The sequence below is a fragment of the Flavobacterium solisilvae genome (assembly GCF_012911605.1).
Lineage (GTDB): Bacteria > Bacteroidota > Bacteroidia > Flavobacteriales > Flavobacteriaceae > Flavobacterium > Flavobacterium solisilvae.
On sequence record NZ_JAAMPT010000127.1, the window covers coordinates 1 to 367 of the forward strand.

Consider the following 367-nt stretch of genomic DNA (forward strand, 5'->3'; position numbering starts at 1 on the left):
TAAGTGTAGCGAGTTCAGGAACACCAGTTTGTAGTCAACCACAAACCGGAACAGTAACTATTGTTGTAAACGATGCGCCAATTATCAATACACCAACACCATTTGAAGTATGTGATGACAGTTTAAATAACAATGGAATTTACTGTTATGATTTAACCCAAAAGAGCGCAGAAATCTCTACCGATCCAAATGTGGTTATCACATATCATGAAACACCAACAGATGCCCAAACTGGAGCCAATCCAATAACAGGATTGTATTGTAATATAGTTCCAGGAGCACAAACAATTTATGTAAGAGCACATTTTAATGGTTCTCCGGCATGTTATGCTAATACAACATTAGAACTTCAAATCAACCCATTACC

The 367-nt window shown here is 37.1% G+C and carries 1 protein-coding gene; it reads left to right on the forward strand.

Going from position 1 to position 367, the window contains the following annotated elements; translation table 11 throughout:
• The coding region (locus tag G6042_RS00595) for a hypothetical protein (protein WP_169522347.1) at window positions 1–367 on the forward strand (367 nt) is incomplete at both ends.